10 protein-coding genes are annotated in these 17,281 nt (G+C 65.8%); 6 read left to right on the forward strand and 4 right to left on the reverse strand.

The features are described from left to right. The first annotated feature begins 19 nt into the window (after window positions 1–19). The 6 genes from KF724_05230 (at window position 20) to KF724_05255 (ending at window position 7,435) form a co-directional block, all read left to right on the forward strand. The gene (locus KF724_05230) at window positions 20–1,567 is read left to right on the forward strand and encodes a carboxypeptidase M32 (protein ID MBX3355083.1); all 1,548 of its coding nucleotides are present in this window, start codon (window positions 20–22) and stop codon (window positions 1,565–1,567) included. Window positions 1,568–1,661: 94 nt separating this feature from the next. Further along, window positions 1,662–3,524, forward strand: coding sequence for a translational GTPase TypA (gene typA / locus KF724_05235; protein ID MBX3355084.1), 1,863 nt, complete (start codon window positions 1,662–1,664; stop codon window positions 3,522–3,524). Window positions 3,525–3,590: 66 nt separating this feature from the next. After that, window positions 3,591–4,418, forward strand: coding sequence for a serine acetyltransferase (locus KF724_05240; protein MBX3355085.1), 828 nt, complete (start codon window positions 3,591–3,593; stop codon window positions 4,416–4,418). A 78-nt stretch (window positions 4,419–4,496) separates the two neighbouring features. Beyond that, window positions 4,497–5,414, forward strand: a complete 918-nt coding sequence (gene cysK / locus KF724_05245; protein ID MBX3355086.1) for a cysteine synthase A — start codon at window positions 4,497–4,499, stop codon at window positions 5,412–5,414. Between the two features lie 45 nt (window positions 5,415–5,459). Beyond that, window positions 5,460–6,731, forward strand: coding sequence for an aspartate kinase (locus KF724_05250; GenBank protein MBX3355087.1), 1,272 nt, complete (start codon window positions 5,460–5,462; stop codon window positions 6,729–6,731). 68 nt (window positions 6,732–6,799) lie between these two features. Continuing rightward, window positions 6,800–7,435 carry a transcriptional repressor gene (locus KF724_05255; GenBank protein MBX3355088.1) on the forward strand — a complete coding sequence of 212 codons (636 nt, stop codon included), beginning with the start codon at window positions 6,800–6,802 and terminating at the stop codon, window positions 7,433–7,435. Window positions 7,436–7,512: 77 nt separating this feature from the next. On the opposite strand, the gene tsaE is transcribed toward KF724_05255, so the two are convergent. From tsaE to KF724_05275, 4 genes are all read right to left on the reverse strand, one after another. Then, window positions 7,513–8,028 (reverse strand): tRNA (adenosine(37)-N6)-threonylcarbamoyltransferase complex ATPase subunit type 1 TsaE, encoded by a 516-nt coding sequence (tsaE, locus tag KF724_05260; protein MBX3355089.1) that lies wholly within the window; start codon window positions 8,026–8,028, stop codon window positions 7,513–7,515. After that, window positions 8,015–9,031 carry a thiamine-monophosphate kinase gene (locus KF724_05265; protein MBX3355090.1) on the reverse strand — a complete coding sequence of 339 codons (1,017 nt, stop codon included), beginning with the start codon at window positions 9,029–9,031 and terminating at the stop codon, window positions 8,015–8,017. The genes tsaE and KF724_05265 overlap by 14 nt, the downstream gene beginning before the upstream one ends. Further along, entirely contained in the window at window positions 9,028–10,410 is a 1,383-nt protein-coding gene (locus KF724_05270) for a hypothetical protein (GenBank protein ID MBX3355091.1), read from the reverse strand. Before KF724_05270 ends, KF724_05265 begins: the two co-directional genes overlap by 4 nt. 211 nt (window positions 10,411–10,621) lie before the next feature. Next, window positions 10,622–17,281, reverse strand: coding sequence for a hypothetical protein (locus KF724_05275; GenBank protein ID MBX3355092.1), 6,660 nt, complete (start codon window positions 17,279–17,281; stop codon window positions 10,622–10,624).

The following is a 17,281-nucleotide window of genomic DNA, read 5'->3' on the forward strand; positions in this document are numbered from 1 at the left end:
TTGAACTCCCGGAGCTCCCATGCCAGCAACCACAACCGCACCGTCCGCCACGACACCAGCCTCGCTCGGCAAGCTCTGTGACCTTGTTCGACAAGGCAAGCTCCTCGAAAGCAGCGCCGCCATTCTCGGCTGGGACCAGGAGACCATGATGCCTCCCGAGGGGGTCGAGCATCGCAGCCGCCAACTGGCCCAGTTGGCCAAGCTCGCGCATGGCATGCTGACTGACCCGAAGATCGGCGAGCTTCTCGCGAAGGCTGACACGGAGTGCGCCTCCCATGACCCGCTCTCACGCGAGCGGGTGAATCTGCGGGAGATCCGCAGGGACTATGAGCGATCCGTGAAGCTTCCCGCAGATCTCGTGGAAGAGCTCGCCGAAGTGTCGAGCAAGGCGCAGCATGAGTGGGCCGAGGCGCGGCGTGACTCCGACTTCGCTCGCTTCCGCCCCTGGCTCGAGAAGATCGTGAAGCTCAATCGCCGAAAGGCCGAATGCTTCGGATGGGATCGAACTTCGGGCGAGCCGTGGGACGCGCTCTCCGACAGCTTCGAGCCCGGTTGCACCGCCCGCATGGTCGAAGGGGTTTTCACACCACTGCGCAAGCGACTGGTCGCGCTGCTTGACCGTGTCGACGGCGCCTCCAAGCGGCCATCCAACGCGTTCAACGATCACGAGCTTCCCATTGAGGCCCAGGAGCGCTTCTCACGCATGATCGCCGGGCGCATCGGCTTTGACTTCAATCGAGGGCGCCTCGATCGAAGCACCCATCCCTTCTGCGGTGGAAGTCACTGCCGCGATGTCCGCATGACCTCGCGCTATGCGCCGCGTTGCGTGCTCGACGGGCTTGGAAGCACCATGCACGAGTCGGGCCACGGCATGTATGAACAGGGGCTTCTGCCCGAGTGGATCGGCCTTCCCATGGGCGAGGCGGTGTCGCTCTCGGTGCATGAGAGTCAGAGCCGCCTCTGGGAGAACCAGGTCGGGCGCTCGCAGGCATTCTGGCGCTGGTGCCATGGAACGCTGCCTGAGTTCTTCGGGTCGGCGTGCGACCGCTTCTCGCCGGAGGAGATCTATGGAGCTGCGAATCTCGTCGAACGAGGACTCATCCGAGTCGATGCCGACGAGGCGACCTACAACCTCCATGTGATCGTTCGCTTCACCATCGAGCGTCGCCTGCTTGATGAGTCGCTGCCGGTCGCTGATCTGCCCCAGGCGTGGAATGAGCTCTACCGTGACATCGTTGGGGTGAAGGTGCCGGACGATCGGCGCGGTTGCCTCCAGGATGTGCACTGGAGCATGGGAGCGATCGGCTATTTCCCGACCTACACGCTGGGCACGCTCTACGCCGCCCAGTTCTTCGATGCAGCGCGACGCGACCTGCCCGGCCTCGAAGAAGGCTTTGCCCGCGGCGAGTTCGCCCCGCTCCTGGCGTGGCTTCGCACGCACATTCACTCGCAGGGACGCCGATATCTGCCTGAGGACCTCTGCAAGGCCGTGACCGGCGCTACACTCTCCGCCGATCCGTTCATGCGCTACCTCGAAGGGAAGCTCGCACCGCTCTACGGTCTCTGAGCCAGCCGAGCGCACTCGGCCATCATCACGACTCTCTTCCCCCCCCGGCCCCGGGATCTCCCGCGACCGTTCGCCTTCCTCAGAGTGAATCGACCTGCTCATGGAACTTCGGAATGTTGCCATCATCGCCCATGTCGACCACGGCAAGACCACGCTGGTCGACGCCATGCTCCAGCAATCGGGAGTGGTCAACGATGGCGGCGCCACCGATTGCGTGCTCGACTCGAATCCTCTCGAGCGTGAGCGGGGGATCACCATCCTCGCGAAGAACTGCGCGGTCAACTACACGATCCGCCATGGCCCGCGGCGCGGCGCCTCGCTGCGCGTCAATGTGATCGACACCCCGGGCCACGCCGACTTCGGCGGCGAAGTGGAGCGGGTGCTCCGCATGGCCGACGGGTGCCTGCTGCTCGTCTGCGCCCTCGAAGGCCCAATGCCGCAGACGCGCTTCGTGCTCGGCAAGGCGCTCGAACTCGGGTTGCGTCCGATCGTGGTCGTGAACAAGTGCGACCGTCCCGACGCCCGCGTGCAGGAGGTCGTGAACGAAGTCTTCGACCTCCTGGTCGATCTCGGCGCCGATGATGTTGCCCTTGACTTTCCAATCCTCTACGCGAGCGGCCGCGGAGGATGGGCGGCGCGCGACGCCGATCGGCGCGATCACGGCGTGGACGAACTCTTCGAGACGATCCTCGAGCGCGTCCCTCCGCCGAAGCGCCCGGTCGATGAGCCGCTTCAGATGCTCGTGACGAACCTCGACTACAGCGACTATGTCGGGCGCATTGCGATCGGCCGTGTCTACGCGGGGGTGCTCCGCTCTGGTCAGCCCGTCGCCATCTGTCGCGATGACGGTCGCGTGACCCGCGGCCGCGTCCTGAAGGTCGATCGCTTCGAAGGGCTCGGCCGCCGTGGCGTTGAGGCGATCGAGGCAGGGGACCTCTGTGCCGTCGAAGGCCTTCCCGACATTGAGATCGGCGACACCATTGCGGATGTCGAGCGACCGATCCCCATGCCTCGCGTGCGTGTCGACGAACCGACGCTGCACATGGTCTTCCGCATCAACGACGGTCCCTTCGGCGGGCGCGAGGGGAAGTTCGTCACGAGCCGCCAAATCGGCGAGCGCCTCGAGCGCGAATTGCGCTCGAATGTGGCGCTCCGCGTCTCCCCGGGCGACGGCGCTGACGAGTTCCGCGTCTCGGGGCGAGGCTTGCTTCACCTCGGCGTGCTGCTTGAGACTATGCGGCGAGAAGGATATGAACTCACCGTCGGAAAGCCGGAGGTGATCGAGCGCGAAATCGACGGCGTGAAGTGTGAACCGTGGGAGCGATTGACGCTCGACACCGATCAAGCCTCGATGGGTGGCGCGCTCGAACTCCTGGGCGGTCGCGGCGCGGAAGTTCTCAAGATCGAAACCCGCGGCACGCGTTTCCATGTCGAGGCGGAGATTCCCGCTCGCGGACTCATCGGCTTCCGAACACGGCTTCTCAACGCCACCGGCGGCGAAGCCGTCATGCACCACAGCTTCGTCGGCTACCGCCCCTTCACCGGGCAGATCAAGAAGCGACAGAACGGTGTCATGATCGCCAACGAAGGGGGATCGGCCACCACCTATGCGCTGCTGCAGCTCTCCGAGCGGGCGGTGATGTTCGTGCGCCCCGGCGACCCGGTCTACGAGGGCATGGTGGTGGGGGAGAACAGCCGCGACAACGACCTGGTCGTGAACGCCGTGAGGCCGAAGCCATTCTCCAATGTCCGTGAGTCGAGCAAGGAGGCGACCGTGGTCCTGAAGGCCCCGAGACTCATGTCGCTCGAGATTGCACTTGAGTACATCGAGGATGACGAGTTGGTCGAGGTGACACCCGTGGCCATCCGGGTGCGGAAGAAGCTGCTCAAGGAGACCGATCGCCGCCGGGTGGAGCGCGCCGCGCGCGATCGAGAGGCAGCCAATGCGCGCTCGTGAGGCCGCTGGTCGCCTCGTCGCCATGGCGCCCCGCGGACATCCGCTTTCTGCGATCCTTGTGCACGCATGAGCCAGCGACCGCCTCCTTCGCGTGACGATCAGCGCCTGCGACGCCTGGGCGAGCTTCAGGAAGGGCTCTCTTCGAGCGGTGTGCTCGCCTTTGATCCGGCGACCTTCTTCGATGCCGTTCGAGCCGTCCTCTTCCCGCAGTTTCGCGGAGGACGACGCCTCGTCTCAGCCCACCTCAGGCTGGTGCATGCCCGAGCCGAGGAGATGGCGGCGGCGATCAACGACGACAGCCGCGCCGAGTGGACTGACGCATTGATCGACGCGCTCCCCGAGATCGCCGCCGGCCTCTACGAGGATGCCCGCTTCACCCTGACCCAGGATCCGGCGGCGGCGAGTCTTGACGAAGTGATCATCGCCTACCCCGGATTCGCAGCGATCACGACCTATCGTCTGGCGCACTTCCTCCACTTGCATCAGGTTCCGCTGCTTCCGCGGGCTCTCACCGAGCATGCCCACGCGCGCACTGGCATCGATATTCACCCCGGCGCGGAGATCGGCGTGCCGTTCTGCATCGATCACGGCACGGGTGTGGTGATCGGCGAGACGGCTGTCATTGGACGCCGCGTGGTCATCTATCAGGGCGTGACGCTCGGCGCCGTCAGCGTCCGCAAGAGCGCCGCCGACACGAAGCGCCATCCCACCATCGAGGACGATGTGGTCATCTACGCGAGCGCGACGGTGCTCGGCGGCCGGACCGTCATCGGGCGGGGGAGCATCATCGGCGGCAACACATGGGTCACCCGGAGCGTTCCGGCGGGTTCCTATGTGGTCCGACGCTCGGATGTGCCGGCGATCAAGGAAGCCAGCGACGAGTATGTGATCTGACGATTGACCGCGTCGCGCGAGCTCGGGGCGTGTGGCGCTCTCGACACTCCGCCGGGGCATGAAAGGGAGAAGGCACGCGTGCGAGTCTCAGACATTCTTGGAACGATCGGGCGAACGCCCCATGTCCGGGTGAACCGCCTCTTTGGAAGCGCGGAGGTCTGGCTCAAGCTCGAGCGCGCCAATCCAGGCGCCTCAATCAAGGATCGAATCGCCCTCGGCATGATCGAGGATGCGGAGGCGAAAGGCCTGCTCAGGCCCGGTGTCACGATCGTCGAGCCGACCTCGGGCAACACCGGCGTGGGGCTCGCGATGGTCGCGGCGGTGCGCGGCTATCGACTGATCCTCGTCATGCCTGAGTCGATGAGCCTCGAGCGCCGCACGATCATGCGGGCGCATGGTGCCGAGCTCGTCCTGACTCCGCGCGAACAGGGCATGAAGGGCGCCATCGCTCGGGCGCGAGAGCTCCTCTCGGAGCGCGACCCCGCCTGGATGCCGATGCAGTTTGACAACCCTGCGAATGTCGAGATCCACCGGCGCACGACGGTCGCCGAGATCATCGAAGACTTTCCCGAGGGCCTCGATGCGATCATCACCGGCGTCGGCACGGGGGGGCACATCACCGCGTGCGGCCAGCTCCTCAAGCCGCGCTGGCCATCACTCAAGGTCATCGCGGTCGAGCCGACGAAAAGCCCCGTCCTGAGTGGAGGATCGCACACACCGCACGCCATTCAGGGGATCGGCGCCGGCTTCGTCCCTTCGATCCTCGATCGATCGTCCCTCGACGGAATCATCCAGGTGAGTGACGACGACGCCAAGGCGATGGCCCGGCGCGCCGCGCGTGAAGAGGGAATCCTGATGGGCATCTCGAGCGGCGCGACGCTTGCGGCCATCGAACAGGCGCTACCGACGCTGCCAGCGGGCAGCAGGGTGCTCGGCTTCTGCTACGACACGGGTGAGCGATATCTCTCGGTCGACGGCCTCTTTCCTAATGCCTGACCGCCGATGAGGACGCGTTCCCGCCGCTGGTAGAGTGCTCGATCCATGGCCACCCTGGTGATGAAGTTCGGAGGGACCTCCGTCGCCGACCCGGATCTCATTCGGCGTTGCGCGCTGCGACTGGCTGCCGCGAGCGCCGAAGGGCACCGTGTCGTGGCCGTCGTCAGCGCCATGGGCCACTCGACGGACCATCTCATCGACCTCGCGGAGAAGGTCTCACCGGCGCCGAGGCGTCGCGAACTCGACGCCCTGATGGCGACCGGTGAGCAGGTCTCCTGTGCGCTCGTGGCGATGGCACTCGCCGAGCTCGGCATCGAGGGGGTGAGCCTCACCGGCGCCCAGGTGGGAATTCACACCGACGACTCCCATGGGCGCGCTCGCGTCCTGAGAATCGAACGCCATCGCCTCGAGCATGAGCTCGCGCATGGCCGGCTGCCGATCGTTGCAGGCTTCCAGGGAATTCGGTCCAACGGCGACATCACGACGCTCGGCCGTGGCGGGAGTGATACGACCGCGGTCGCGCTCGCCGCAGCACTCGATGTCTCGCGCGACGGCGGCTGCTGCGAGATCTACACCGATGTCGACGGCGTCTACACGGCGGACCCGCGCATCGTGCCGCAGGCCGTCAAGCTCGCCCGCATCAGCTACGAGGAGATGCTCGAACTCGCCGCGCTCGGCGCCGGCGTCATGCATGCCCGCGCCGTCATCTTCGGTGAGAAGTTCGGCGTTCCCATCCATGTCCGACACAGCCAGAAGCCCGACGCGGGAACGATCATTTCAGAGGAGACACCCGACATGGAGGAGATCACCGTCATCGGTGCGGCCCTCAAGCCCGATCTCGGCCGCGTAACTCTGCGTGGATTGCCGGCGGTGGTCGGCCTCCAGGGCCGGCTCTTCGAGGCGATCGCGAAGCGCGGCATCCTGGTCGATGACATCGTGCAGACCGAGAGTCAGGATGCGATGACCATCTCGGTCACCGTCGAACATGGCGACCTCGCCGAAACGAAGACCGTCGCCGGGCAGTTCATCACCGAGCTCGGTCGAGGCGATCTCTCGGTCGAGGTCGGACTGGCGAAGGTCTCCGCCGTCGGCACCGGGATGAAGAGTCACTCCGGAGTCGCGAGTCGCATGTTCCGAGCCCTCGGCGACGCGGGCATTCCCATCCAGAACATCACGACCAGCGAGATCAAGATCTCCTGCATTGTTCCGCGGGAGCACGGGGAGCATGGTCTTCGCGTGATTCACCAGGCCTTCGAACTCGAAAAGGGCGATCGCTCGCGGGCCGTTGACCAGCCGGATCGCGCCGCAGCCCAGTAGGGTGTGATTTTACATAACACACATTCTCAGACCTTGGCCATGCGGCAGGGGTCGTAGGATCGACCGAGATGAACATGCCGCACGATCCCAGGATCCCGCCGGTTGCGCCGTTGTGTTCGGTGTTCCGCCGGCATCTGAAGTCGCTGGACCTCAAGTACACCCAGGAACGGGCGGACATTCTCGCTTCGGTCATGGAGCGCGATGGCTTCTTCGAACCGGAGACGCTCTTCCTTGAGATGACGCGCGCCGGTCATCGTGTCTCTCGCGCGACGATCTACCGCACGCTTCGATTGCTTCAGGATTGCGGCATCATCGTGCCCGCACTCGTCGATGCGAAGCAGACTCGATACGAACTCGCCTATGGTCGGCGGCCGCGCAATCTGCTCGTCTGCGTGCGCAGCGGCAAGGTCGTCGAGTTCGAGAGCCCCGAGCTCGCGTCCCTGCGTGACGAGATCTGCCGGCGTCACGGCTTCGCACCGATCGGTCACCGCGTGATGGTCTATGGCGTCTCCGGCGAGAACGATGCCGTACCGAGCCACCGTGCGACTTCTCGGGAGGCACCTTCCGATGATCGTCGACCGGGAGGCGAACCGCGAGTGACATCGGAGCGGGCGCCGGGCTCCGCGAGTCGCTCGCCGCGTCCACGCCACAGCACCAATGGCGGTCGATCGAAGCCTGGCGCGTCGTCGCGACTGCGGCGCTGAGTGGAACCCGCGCAGGCTCGATCGAGCCGCGGTGCCGGTGAGTCAAGCCATTCGTTGCAGGTCCCTTCCGGTTCCATCTACTTGTTGAGAGCTGTGCGCAGCAGCGTGCGCAAGGTTGACTGCTGCGCGACATCGCTGCTCGTCAGTCGCAGTCGACGAAGGTTGCTCGGTTCTCCGGGAGCGGGCAGGTCGAGTTCGATCGTCACCGTGTCTGGCGGCAGGAGCTCCGTGATTCGTGAGGCCCACTCGACAGCCGTGATCGTCGCCGGCTCGGAGATGAGTTCGCTCCAACCGACCGCCTCGAACTCCTGCGGCGAACGCACCCGGTAGGCATCTGCATGCACGAGCGCGAGCCCAGGCCCGGCATAGCGCTGCATCAGGACGAAGGTCGGGCTTGAGACGAGCGATGGGTCAATGCTCAGACCTTCCGCCATGCCTCGCACCAGAACGCTCTTCCCCGCACCGAGCGGACCATCGATGGCGACGACATCGCCCGACTGAAGGGCCCCGGCAAGCGCGGCGCCGGCCCGCGCCATCGCCTCGGGCGAGTGAACCGCAAGCCCCTCCGCGTCGATCGACTCATGGGCCGTCATGCGCTGACTCCGATCGGCCCGTGTGCTCCCATCCGAGGTTCGAGGCATCGACAAGGGTGCCATCGATGTCGATCACGCACCTCGCTTCGCCGGGTGCACGCCGTTGAAGGACTCCAATGCGCGTGATCGGCACCGGCCGCCCGAAGCGATCGGAGAGCGACGGAGGCACCTCGCCGGCCGCCGCGAAACAGAGTTCATAGTCCTCGCCATCGGAGAGCGCGTTCATCAACGAACAGCTCTCGGCACATGGCACCTGATCGGCGAAGAGGCGGACCTGGCCATCCTCCGGAGCGAGTGCGGCCGCATCTCGACCAAGACCATCGCTGAGATCGATCATCGCGTGAAGGCGATCTCCAAGATGCCGACGCAACTCCCGCGCCTCGAACACGCGCGGCTCGAAGGCCAGATGACGGCCGAACCCATCGGGTCGGAACGAGCCTCCGAGGGCGCCCGTGACGAAGAGGCCATCGCCCTCCCGGGCGCCGCGCCGAGTGATCGCGGGCTGATCGCGCCACTCGGGCCATGGCTCCGCGAGGATCGTGACCGCCAGATGGAGCGGTTCGCGCCCGCCGTGCATCGCAAGGTCGCCGCCGATGAGCGGGCACTCCCACTCGAGCGCGGCTTGGCGCAGCGCTTCAAAGAGAGCCGTCGCGCGCGCCTTCGCCCAATCTGCGGGCAGTGTGCACGCGGCGAGGATCGCCTTCGGTCGCACGGCCATCGCGGCGACATCGCTCAGGTTCCGCGCGAGCGCCTTCCAGGCGATCTGAGACTCAGGAGTACCACGAATGAAGTGACGCCCCTCGATCACCTGGTCGACCGCCAACTGGATCACGCGGCTGTCGAGCTTGATCTCCGCCATGTCGTCACCGGGTCCCACCCGGATCCACGGCGGCAGCCCGCATCCGGCACGCTCAAAGTGTTCAAGCAGCGGACGCTCCTGAGCGATCTCCTCGCCCTCGCCGCGCCCGCCGCTCGAGCCGCGCGCCTCACGCGATTCGCTCATGGCTTGGCCGCCTGCACCGCATGGTCTCCGCACGCGGCCGATGCGTCGGCGTGCTGCGGCGGTTTCTGCGGCGCCGAGACTCGGTGCCCGGCGAGAAGATCAACGAGCAGTCGCGCCACTCTCTCGGAAGCCCCCTGCCGCGCACGAATCTCCGCTCGACCACGCTCCGCAAGCGCCGCTCGCTCCGCGGAGTTCGAGAGGAGTTCAGCGAGGGTCGCCTTCAGGGACTCCGCGTCGCAGCGGACGAGACCACGAGCCTCGTGCAACTGGGTCACTGTCTCCGAGAAGTTCGAGGTGTCCGGCCCCACCACTGTCGCCTTCCCGAGCGCCACGGGCTCAATCATGTCAGAGCCGCCGTAGCGACGATCGACCGCAAAAGTCCGTCCGATCACAACGAGATCGGCAAGCGCATAAGCCTGTCGAAGCTCGCCGATCGAGTCGAGCAGGAAGAGGTCGTTTGAAGGTCGATGCGGCGCCTCGCGGTTCGTCCCCTGCGATGCTCCCCTGCCGCCCCGTCGCTCGCTCCGCCGCACGCATCCCGGCAAAGCTCGCGCCGCGGCCTCGAACCACTCCGGCTTGCGCGGCGCGCAGAGGAGCTGCGCCCCCGGCGGAAGCGACCTGAGCAGCAGCGCCTCTTCTCCCGGCGAGGTTGATCCGGCCACGATCAGCGGTCGGCTGCGGTCGATCGAGAGCGCCTCGGCCAAAGCCGCAGCCCCAGGGACTTCATCGGCGATCTCCGCCGTATCCCACTTCATGGTGCCCTCGACGCGAACGCGCTCGGCCGGCGTGCCCATCCAACGAAAGCGCGCGGCATACGCCTCGCTCTGCGCGGCGACCAGCGTCAGCGCACCAAAAGTGCTCCGCACGAAGGGGCGAATCATCCGGTAGCGCCCTTCGCTTCGATCGCTCAGCCGTCCATTGATGACCGCCACCGGCACCCCGCGAGCACGGCACTCTGTAACGAAGTTCGGCCAGACTTCAAGCTCCGTCAGCGCGACTACATCGGGACGAACTGCGTCGAGGAAGCGCCGCACCGACCGGCTGAAGTCAAAGGGATAGCGCACCACGCGATGCCGATCGGCATAGAGGGCACGAGCTCGCGCGGTCCCCGTGTCCGTCGTGACCGAGATCACGAGTTCAGGCGCCGAGGGGTCTCGCTCAAGCGCCGCCACCAGGTGTCGGATCGCATTGACCTCGCCCACGCTGACGGCGTGCACAAGCAGGCGCCGACGGTCGGGCTGCCGAGGCCAGGGCTCCGCGTGACCAAACCGGGCCCGCCAGTCCGTCCTGAGTTTGCCGTGCATGGCCATGCGGACCGCCCAGATCGGCAGCGTCGTCAGAGCGGCCACGGCGTAGGCGGCGTCAGTCAGCAGGGCCATGAGAGGGAGAGGCGCATCATCCGGAATGAAAGCGTAGCGACTGCCGCGCGAATGACCGGCCCGCGCCCACTGGGATGAAAAAATGCCCCACGCCTGTCAGCGGATGAGCGTGACGAGGCGTGGGGCTGAATTGGACTGGTCGAACGGTCGAGCCCTTCGTGGGCCTTGGGTGGTCAGGTGGAGTCTCGGGCCCACTCCCCTGCCCGGTGCATCAGTGTGGAACCTTCTGGAAGAAGAGGATGCGCGGCGCATCACCTGGACGCTCCACCTGCGTGCGATCGACTCCGATCACATAGCGGCTGTCATCCACAATGAGTTGCGGATCGGTCCCGTCATATCGGCCGGTGATCGGATCCGCCTTGACGCTGCGCACGCGCAGGTAGACGGTGAAGACATCGCTTCGAGTGGTCAGGATGTTCGACAGGCTCGACAGGAGCAGGTTCTGATCGAGCGCATCGCCGTAGGTTGGCGCGAACATCGGCGTCTCGCGAAGCTCCACGAAGTTACCGCTCAGAGAGGCTTCCATTCGGCGGGTCCTGAAGGCATCGGTGCTGATCCGGGCGCCGTAGGGCGGCGCCGGATAGCTGGGATTGGCGTTGAGCTGCCGATAGCCGCCACCGACATTCAGTTCGTTCGCGGCGGAGGCCTGGGCGCGGCGGAAGGGATCAAGACCCGCGAAGCGCACCGACCAGCTCTGGTTGTCGTTCCAACCCCAGTTGCTGGATGGCCCGCCGTTGGGCGCTGCCGTTCCACGCGTCAGCAGCATGGTCTCACCCAGGCTGTCAAAGCCGCGCTCGGCGCGCATGCCCGGGAAGAAGCCGATGTCCTGGTACTGCGTTGATGGCGGAGGCGACTGTCCGCGATCGAAGTAATGCGGCATGGCCGCCGTGTTGCCCGGGAAAGGACGGCTGGGGTAGATCCCGCTCGGGGCCCAGTTCTGGACTGACGGCGTGCGGCTCCGATAGAGATCGATCGAATCCGCCACGCGCACGAATGGGTTCGCGGCGGGAAGCGGCGGCTGACGACCGGCATCGAGAAGCCCATCGTTGTTGGTGTCGAGATCGGCGAGATCGTTGACACCATCGCCGTCGAGATCCGTCGAATCGTTGTAGACGAGCTGCGACATGTGCGGCAGGGCGCGCAGCACCTCGACTGGCGCCGTATTCACATTGATCAGGCCGGGGGTACCCCTGCCGGTGAACCCGCCCGCAAGTCGGAAGCGGCGATCTTCGAGCCACTGGGCCAACTCGTTCGTCGTGATGACGCCATCGCCATCGAGGTCCGCTCCCGGCGGGAGCGCACCGTAGTTGCCCTCAACCAGCGCCGTCCCGCGATCATCCATGGTGAAGGCCTCGATCAATCGAGTGCCCTGCGGCAGGCTCGACGCGAAGGCGCCGACGGCCCCTGCTGCTCCGCCCCACTGCGTCAGGAAGCGCTGCTGCGGCGGAGAGGCCTGATTGCCGTTGCGATCGAACCAACTGAAGGCGATGCTCGGGTTGTCGACATGAATGCGGTTGAGGAACGGCCACGCGGGACTCTGCTCCTCGGGGAAGGAACGGCCGTCGCCGTCGACATCGACATAGCGATGCACGAGACCGACCGGGTAGCCGGGTACTCGATCGGTCAGGATCTCTCCAAGAGTGTGGCGCGTCGCGCCTCCGAGTTCAGAGACCGGTCCCCAGACCATCAGGTTCTTGACCTCGGCGATGGTGTCGAAGTCCTCCTGGCGATGGCCCAGCACGAACGCGCCATCCATCGGGAGCAGACGATCGATGGCCCGGGCCAGCGCGACGCCACCGGAGACCTCGGTCTCCATGTTGGTGTCGAGCACCGGCGGTCGCATGCCCTTGTCCGCCACGAAGGTGATGGGCGACGAGACACCCGAGCCCGGCAGCGCATTGAAGGGCAATCCGAAGATCTGGCGCGGATTGACCTCACCGGACGGCAGGCCGACGACGGTGCGAGTTGTGAAGCTCGTCGGCTTCATCGCGACGCGCAGGATCGGGTCGTTCAGGTTCGATGAGCCGTTCGACGGCGGCCAGTTGCTCCCGGAGGCGTTCTCCGCAGTGAGGCTCACCGTGTAGTTCCTGATGAGCGGAAGCAGGTGGTTGCCCTTCAGAGGAATGCCTGCGAAGAGTGTTCCGACGAGGTCGGGATCACCTGAACCCTGATCGGCGGGGTTTGAGTTCGCCGGGTTCTTCAGGATGGTCGGCAGCGGATAGGGCGCGGGGTTCGCGTAGTTGAAGGTGAAGTCCTGCACCCAGGGGGTCAGACCAACCTGCGCCTGGAAGGCGGCGCCGCGGTAGGTCTCCGAGTTGTTGCGACCTCGGAACGGACCCTGGCCATCGGCGAAGATCGCCCCCGAGGTGGCGCTGCCGTCGAGCGGCAGATCGGGGCGCTGCTTGCTCGAAGCAAAGACATAGCGCGGAGCGCGCTCGTCGGGCGTAATGAGATTGTCGCCCTTGCCGTTGTTGCCCGGAGTCGGCCAGCGGTCATAGGCGACCGGATCGCCGTTCAGACCGTAGACCACTGCGAAGTCCTTGCCCCAGAGGCGCGAGGAGCGCGTCCAAGTCACATAGTAATCATTTGTGTCGATGCGAATGCCGTTGAAGGTGCCGCTCTGTTGCGGCTTGAGATGCCACGGCGGCGGCGGCTGCGGAGCCGGGGGTGGAGGCGGAGGCGAATTCAGCAGCGGCCACATCTGGTCCTCGTTGCTTGAGTGACCGAGATCGATGGGCGGCGGCCAGAAGCGACCATCCTCTTCAAGCAGCAGCGCGGCGGCCATGGAGATGTTCCAGCCGCTTACGGGATCGGCACTCGACTGGTCCGTGTCGCCCGGATCGCGATCGAAGCGATCGACCACGACGGTCCCGAGCTGCACGCCGGTCTCGGGATTGCGAAGTACACGGCGAACCTGGATGCCGAGCTCCGGACGGAACGCGGCGACATCGGTGCCGATCTCCTGCGTCGCATCGAGAATCTTCGACTGGGCAATGGGGTTGTTCGCGTTCAACTGGCATCCGAAGAGCACCGAGCTCGGCCGGCTCGAACCGAGCAGGCGGCGGCGCGGGAAGCGCGAAGTCAGAGTCGCCTGGCTGTCCTCGTTACCCCAGACACCCTGATTGTGCGGACAGAAGGCGCTCGCGGGAGCGCCGGCGAGCCCGGCGCTCTGAAGGCCGGGGTTCGCTCCGCCGAGATCGTTCGCCTCGACGATGTCGAGGTAGTCGAGCCAGCGGGCACGGAAGAAGGGATCGAACTCAACACCCTTGGTGAGCGGATAGCGACGCTGAAGCTGATCGCTGTCACCAGGGCGATAATTGATCTGATTGTGATCGGTGATGGCGAAGACGATCGCCGTGCGCGGCTCGGCCTCGGTGGTCGGCCCGAGCATCAGCGGAATCGGATCGTTCTGGCCGTCGCCATCGAGGTCATAGGGATATCGAATGATGTTCCCGTTGACATCGGTCTCGTAGAGAGGGAACTGGTAGGTCTGGCCGAAGATCTCAAGTCGATAGTCGGCGAGTCGGATGGGGTACGGGAAGGGATTGGCCACCTGCACCGCAACAACGGCCGTCGACTGGCGCTGCCATGCATTCGGGGCCGCGGTCGACCAGTCATAAAGCTGATCGACGAACTTGTCCGCGGGCACGATGGCGACGAAGTGGCTCTCGTTGCCGGAGTCGTTGTATCCCCCGGGAATCGAGTATGGGTCTGCGGGCTTCGGCGCAATGACGCTGGGATTGGTCGTGCCCATCACGAACTGCCAGCTCGAACCGAGGCGCGTCTTCGGCCAGACAACCGCGAAGAAGGCCTCCATGACCACGGGATGTGCCTCGATCCCCGAGAAGGCGATGCCTGCACCGCCCGGTGGCGCACTGCCGGGCAGCGTCGGATCGGGATCTTCGGCGAAGAGCCGCGTGTCGGGGATGTTGCCGAGCGCCGGGTTCACACCCGCGAAGCTCGGCAAGAGAGGCTGAGAGGTGAACCACGAGCCCAGCACCTGCCCGCCGGGGCCGGTGGTGAACGGACCGATGAACTGCGGGCCGCGCCGCGCCACCGCGGCGTTCGCGGCGAGGCTCGCCGCCATCGCATTCGTGATCTTCTCCGACTTGAGGGCCGTGTCGACGGTCTGACCTGATTGACCGTCGGCGACGATACTGCGGGGACGATTGGTTCCCGTCAGCGTCTGGAACCCGGTGCTGGGCATGTCGCTGCCCACCTGGAATCGGTCGGCGTAGCTGCTGACCGTGCGGATCGGAAGTCCAGTGGTCGAGTCGATCGGACCGCGATACTCGCTCTTGAGCGAGGAGAGCGCGCGGCGGCGGAAGTCACGCGTCCACTCGTTGATCGAGAAGGCGTGATCGTAGGAGTCGGTTGCGCTCGAGCCTGGGCCGCGCACCAGCACGCCGCCATCGATCGCGCCGAAGATGCCGTACACGGGATCGACCACGGGGTTCTGTCCCCCGACGCGATTGAGATCAATCGGCGCGCGGAGGTCGAGCTTCGCGTTCCAGAGGAAGAAGTCGCGCCGCGCCGCATCGAGATCGCGCGCGTCGAACACTCCATCGTTGTTGGCATCGCCCGCGACGGCGCGAATCACCTCAGGCCGCCAGCCACCGAGCGTGAAGACCTGACTCGCGGGGATCGCGGCGTAGGCTGGTGGATCGGCCGTCCCCAGATCAGCCTGGAGCTGCGCGAGAGTGGGATAGGCAAAGGGAAGATCATCCAGCTCAGGCGGGCCATACCACGGCAAGGGCTGATTCGGATCGATCGGCCGGAGACGACCGTTGTCGACATTCCACCATCTGGTCCAGAGCGCCGGGGGCATGAGCTCATTTCGCGCACCGGAGATGGTGGTGATCTTGCGACGATTGTCGACGAGCAGTTCCTCCGCCGAGAGCTGCTTTCCGCTCCACTCATTGGCCTCTTCCCGGGTCTGGGCCGAACGAAGGTAGGCAAACGCATTGGCGTCGGCATTCAGAGCACGCTCGAGTCGGCTGAGAATGAAGGGCTGGTTCTGACCGTGGCTCATGCGCAGTTCCACCTCGTCGGCCACGGTGAAGGGCGAGAGCGGAGTGGTGAAGCCGCCAGGCGAGTAGCCCGGTGCGGTGGGATCGAGCGGGGGAATCGGAAGGGTGCCTGCGGGTGCGTGGTAGAAGCGCACCTGCCCATCCTCGAAGTTGCTCTTGAAGGCCCTGAGGCGCTCCGACTGAAGTCGAAGCTGCTCACCGAAGAGGCTCCACGCGCCCGGAGCATTCGCGGGGTACGCGCTGCTTCGCTGGAATCCGCGCTCGCGGAGGAAGGTGGGATTGGTCTCCGCCGTACCTGCCCAGCGGTTCGCCGTGTCGAAGGCGACCGTCATCTGCGGGCTCGAAGCGAAGAACCCGGTGGGAAGCTGATTGTCGGGCGAGTTGAAGAAACCGACGGGCGTGTCGAGCTGGTCGAGATCGGAGACGAGCGCGAGATCGCCCGGCGTGTGTCCGCGCGTCTCACGCGTGGCGGGCGCGAGCGCCGTTGCCGGCACCTGGTTCCGTCGCTGGAAGCGGGTGGCGACATTCAGGTTGAGCATCGCCGAGTTGTCGATAATGCGGAGGGCGACGAGGTGACGGACGCCCCGATCGACCGAGGTCGGCGCGAGGTACCAGAAGCTGTCGGTGAACCCATCGCCATCGGTGTCGGCAAGGGTGCGCTCAATGATGTTGCGGATGGTGTTGTTCGCGTCATCCGGCTGGCCGTTCGCGAGGAAGCGCGTGGGGCCCACATCAGTCGGCCGGGTGCCCGGGGCAAGCAGCGTGCCGGTTCCGAACGGGTCAGCGAGCCGGATGAAGTTCGGCAGCATCCGGGACGAATCGGGAAAGGAGTTGCCACCGCCGAAGGGCTCGGTGACCGCGAGCGCGTAGCCACCCGGCGTGAACCAGTTGTTGCGCCGCTGGATGAAGTCCGATGCGTTCGTGAGCGGCGTCGGCGGCACACTGGGCAGCCACTGCTCATAGGGAATCCCCAAAGCGGCGAGGCCTGAGTTGACGGGAATCTGCGCCGGATCGGCGGGCACGATCAACGGCGTTCCGAGCGTTCCCGTGCGTGCGTTGTTGACGACATCGGAAATGTCCGGCACCACGCGGTAGCCGTTCTCCGCGGTCGGCAGCCAGGAGAGGTGTGCCCAGTGTGAGAAGGTGCTGCCGAGCGGGTCGGGGAAGATGTCATTGCCCACACGAGTCGCCCGCTGCGGTTCGAAACTCGCCAGCCAGCGATGATCGCCGTAGCCGGGGTTGCCAAGTGGATTGCTCTCGCCGTAGATCACACCGATGTGATCCGGCCAGTTGGTCCATGGTTTGACCGAATACGGCGCGAAGTTGAAGCCATCGGGATAGCCATCGGATCCGAGGGTGTAGACGGTGTTGAGATTGCCCGGGTCGAGCAGGTTGGTGAGATAGTCAAGAGGGTCAATCCCGTAGCGCGTGGAGGTGGGCAGCGCAGGCCGCCGCGGCCAATCGCTGCGCGCCATCGGCCGGATGCCTGGTGCGTTGTTCGCGGCAAGGAGGCCCGGATCTCCCCCTTCGGCCACAGTGCCCGGAGGCACGATCGGCTTCACGAAGAGGCTCGTGGTGACTTCGTCGATCACGCTGCCCGCGATCGCGTCGATACGGCTGTCGAGGAGCGACCGGGTTTGCGTAGCGCTGGCGATCTCACCGGCACCCTGCGTGCGGACGATGTACGCCATGCCCATGACGGCCAGAAGCAGCAGCACGCCGGCGACCAGCACCAGCGCATTCCCGCGGGGGGCGCGGGCCGCATGGCGGTTGGAGCGAGGCAGCGCCGAGAGGCGCTTCGCGCGAGCGGTGGAGATTCGACTCTTGATTCGATCGGTCAT

This window comes from Phycisphaeraceae bacterium (genome assembly GCA_019636735.1).
Taxonomy (GTDB): Bacteria; Planctomycetota; Phycisphaerae; order Phycisphaerales; family SM1A02; genus VGXK01.

Excerpts from the sequence above, each read along its gene's own strand:
- KF724_05230 (MBX3355083.1), top strand. The coding sequence starts at position 20 with ATGCCAGCAACCACAACCGCACCGTCCGCCACGACACCAGCCTCGCTC.
- KF724_05240 (MBX3355085.1), top strand. The coding sequence starts at position 3,591 with ATGAGCCAGCGACCGCCTCCTTCGCGTGACGATCAGCGCCTGCGACGC.
- KF724_05250 (MBX3355087.1), top strand. The coding sequence starts at position 5,460 with ATGGCCACCCTGGTGATGAAGTTCGGAGGGACCTCCGTCGCCGACCCG.
- KF724_05255 (MBX3355088.1), top strand. The coding sequence starts at position 6,800 with ATGAACATGCCGCACGATCCCAGGATCCCGCCGGTTGCGCCGTTGTGT.
- tsaE (MBX3355089.1), bottom strand. The coding sequence starts at position 8,028 with ATGACGGCCCATGAGTCGATCGACGCGGAGGGGCTTGCGGTTCACTCG.
- KF724_05265 (MBX3355090.1), bottom strand. The coding sequence starts at position 9,031 with ATGAGCGAATCGCGTGAGGCGCGCGGCTCGAGCGGCGGGCGCGGCGAG.
- KF724_05270 (MBX3355091.1), bottom strand. The coding sequence starts at position 10,410 with ATGGCCCTGCTGACTGACGCCGCCTACGCCGTGGCCGCTCTGACGACG.
- KF724_05275 (MBX3355092.1), bottom strand. The coding sequence starts at position 17,281 with ATGACCGATCGAATCAAGAGTCGAATCTCCACCGCTCGCGCGAAGCGC.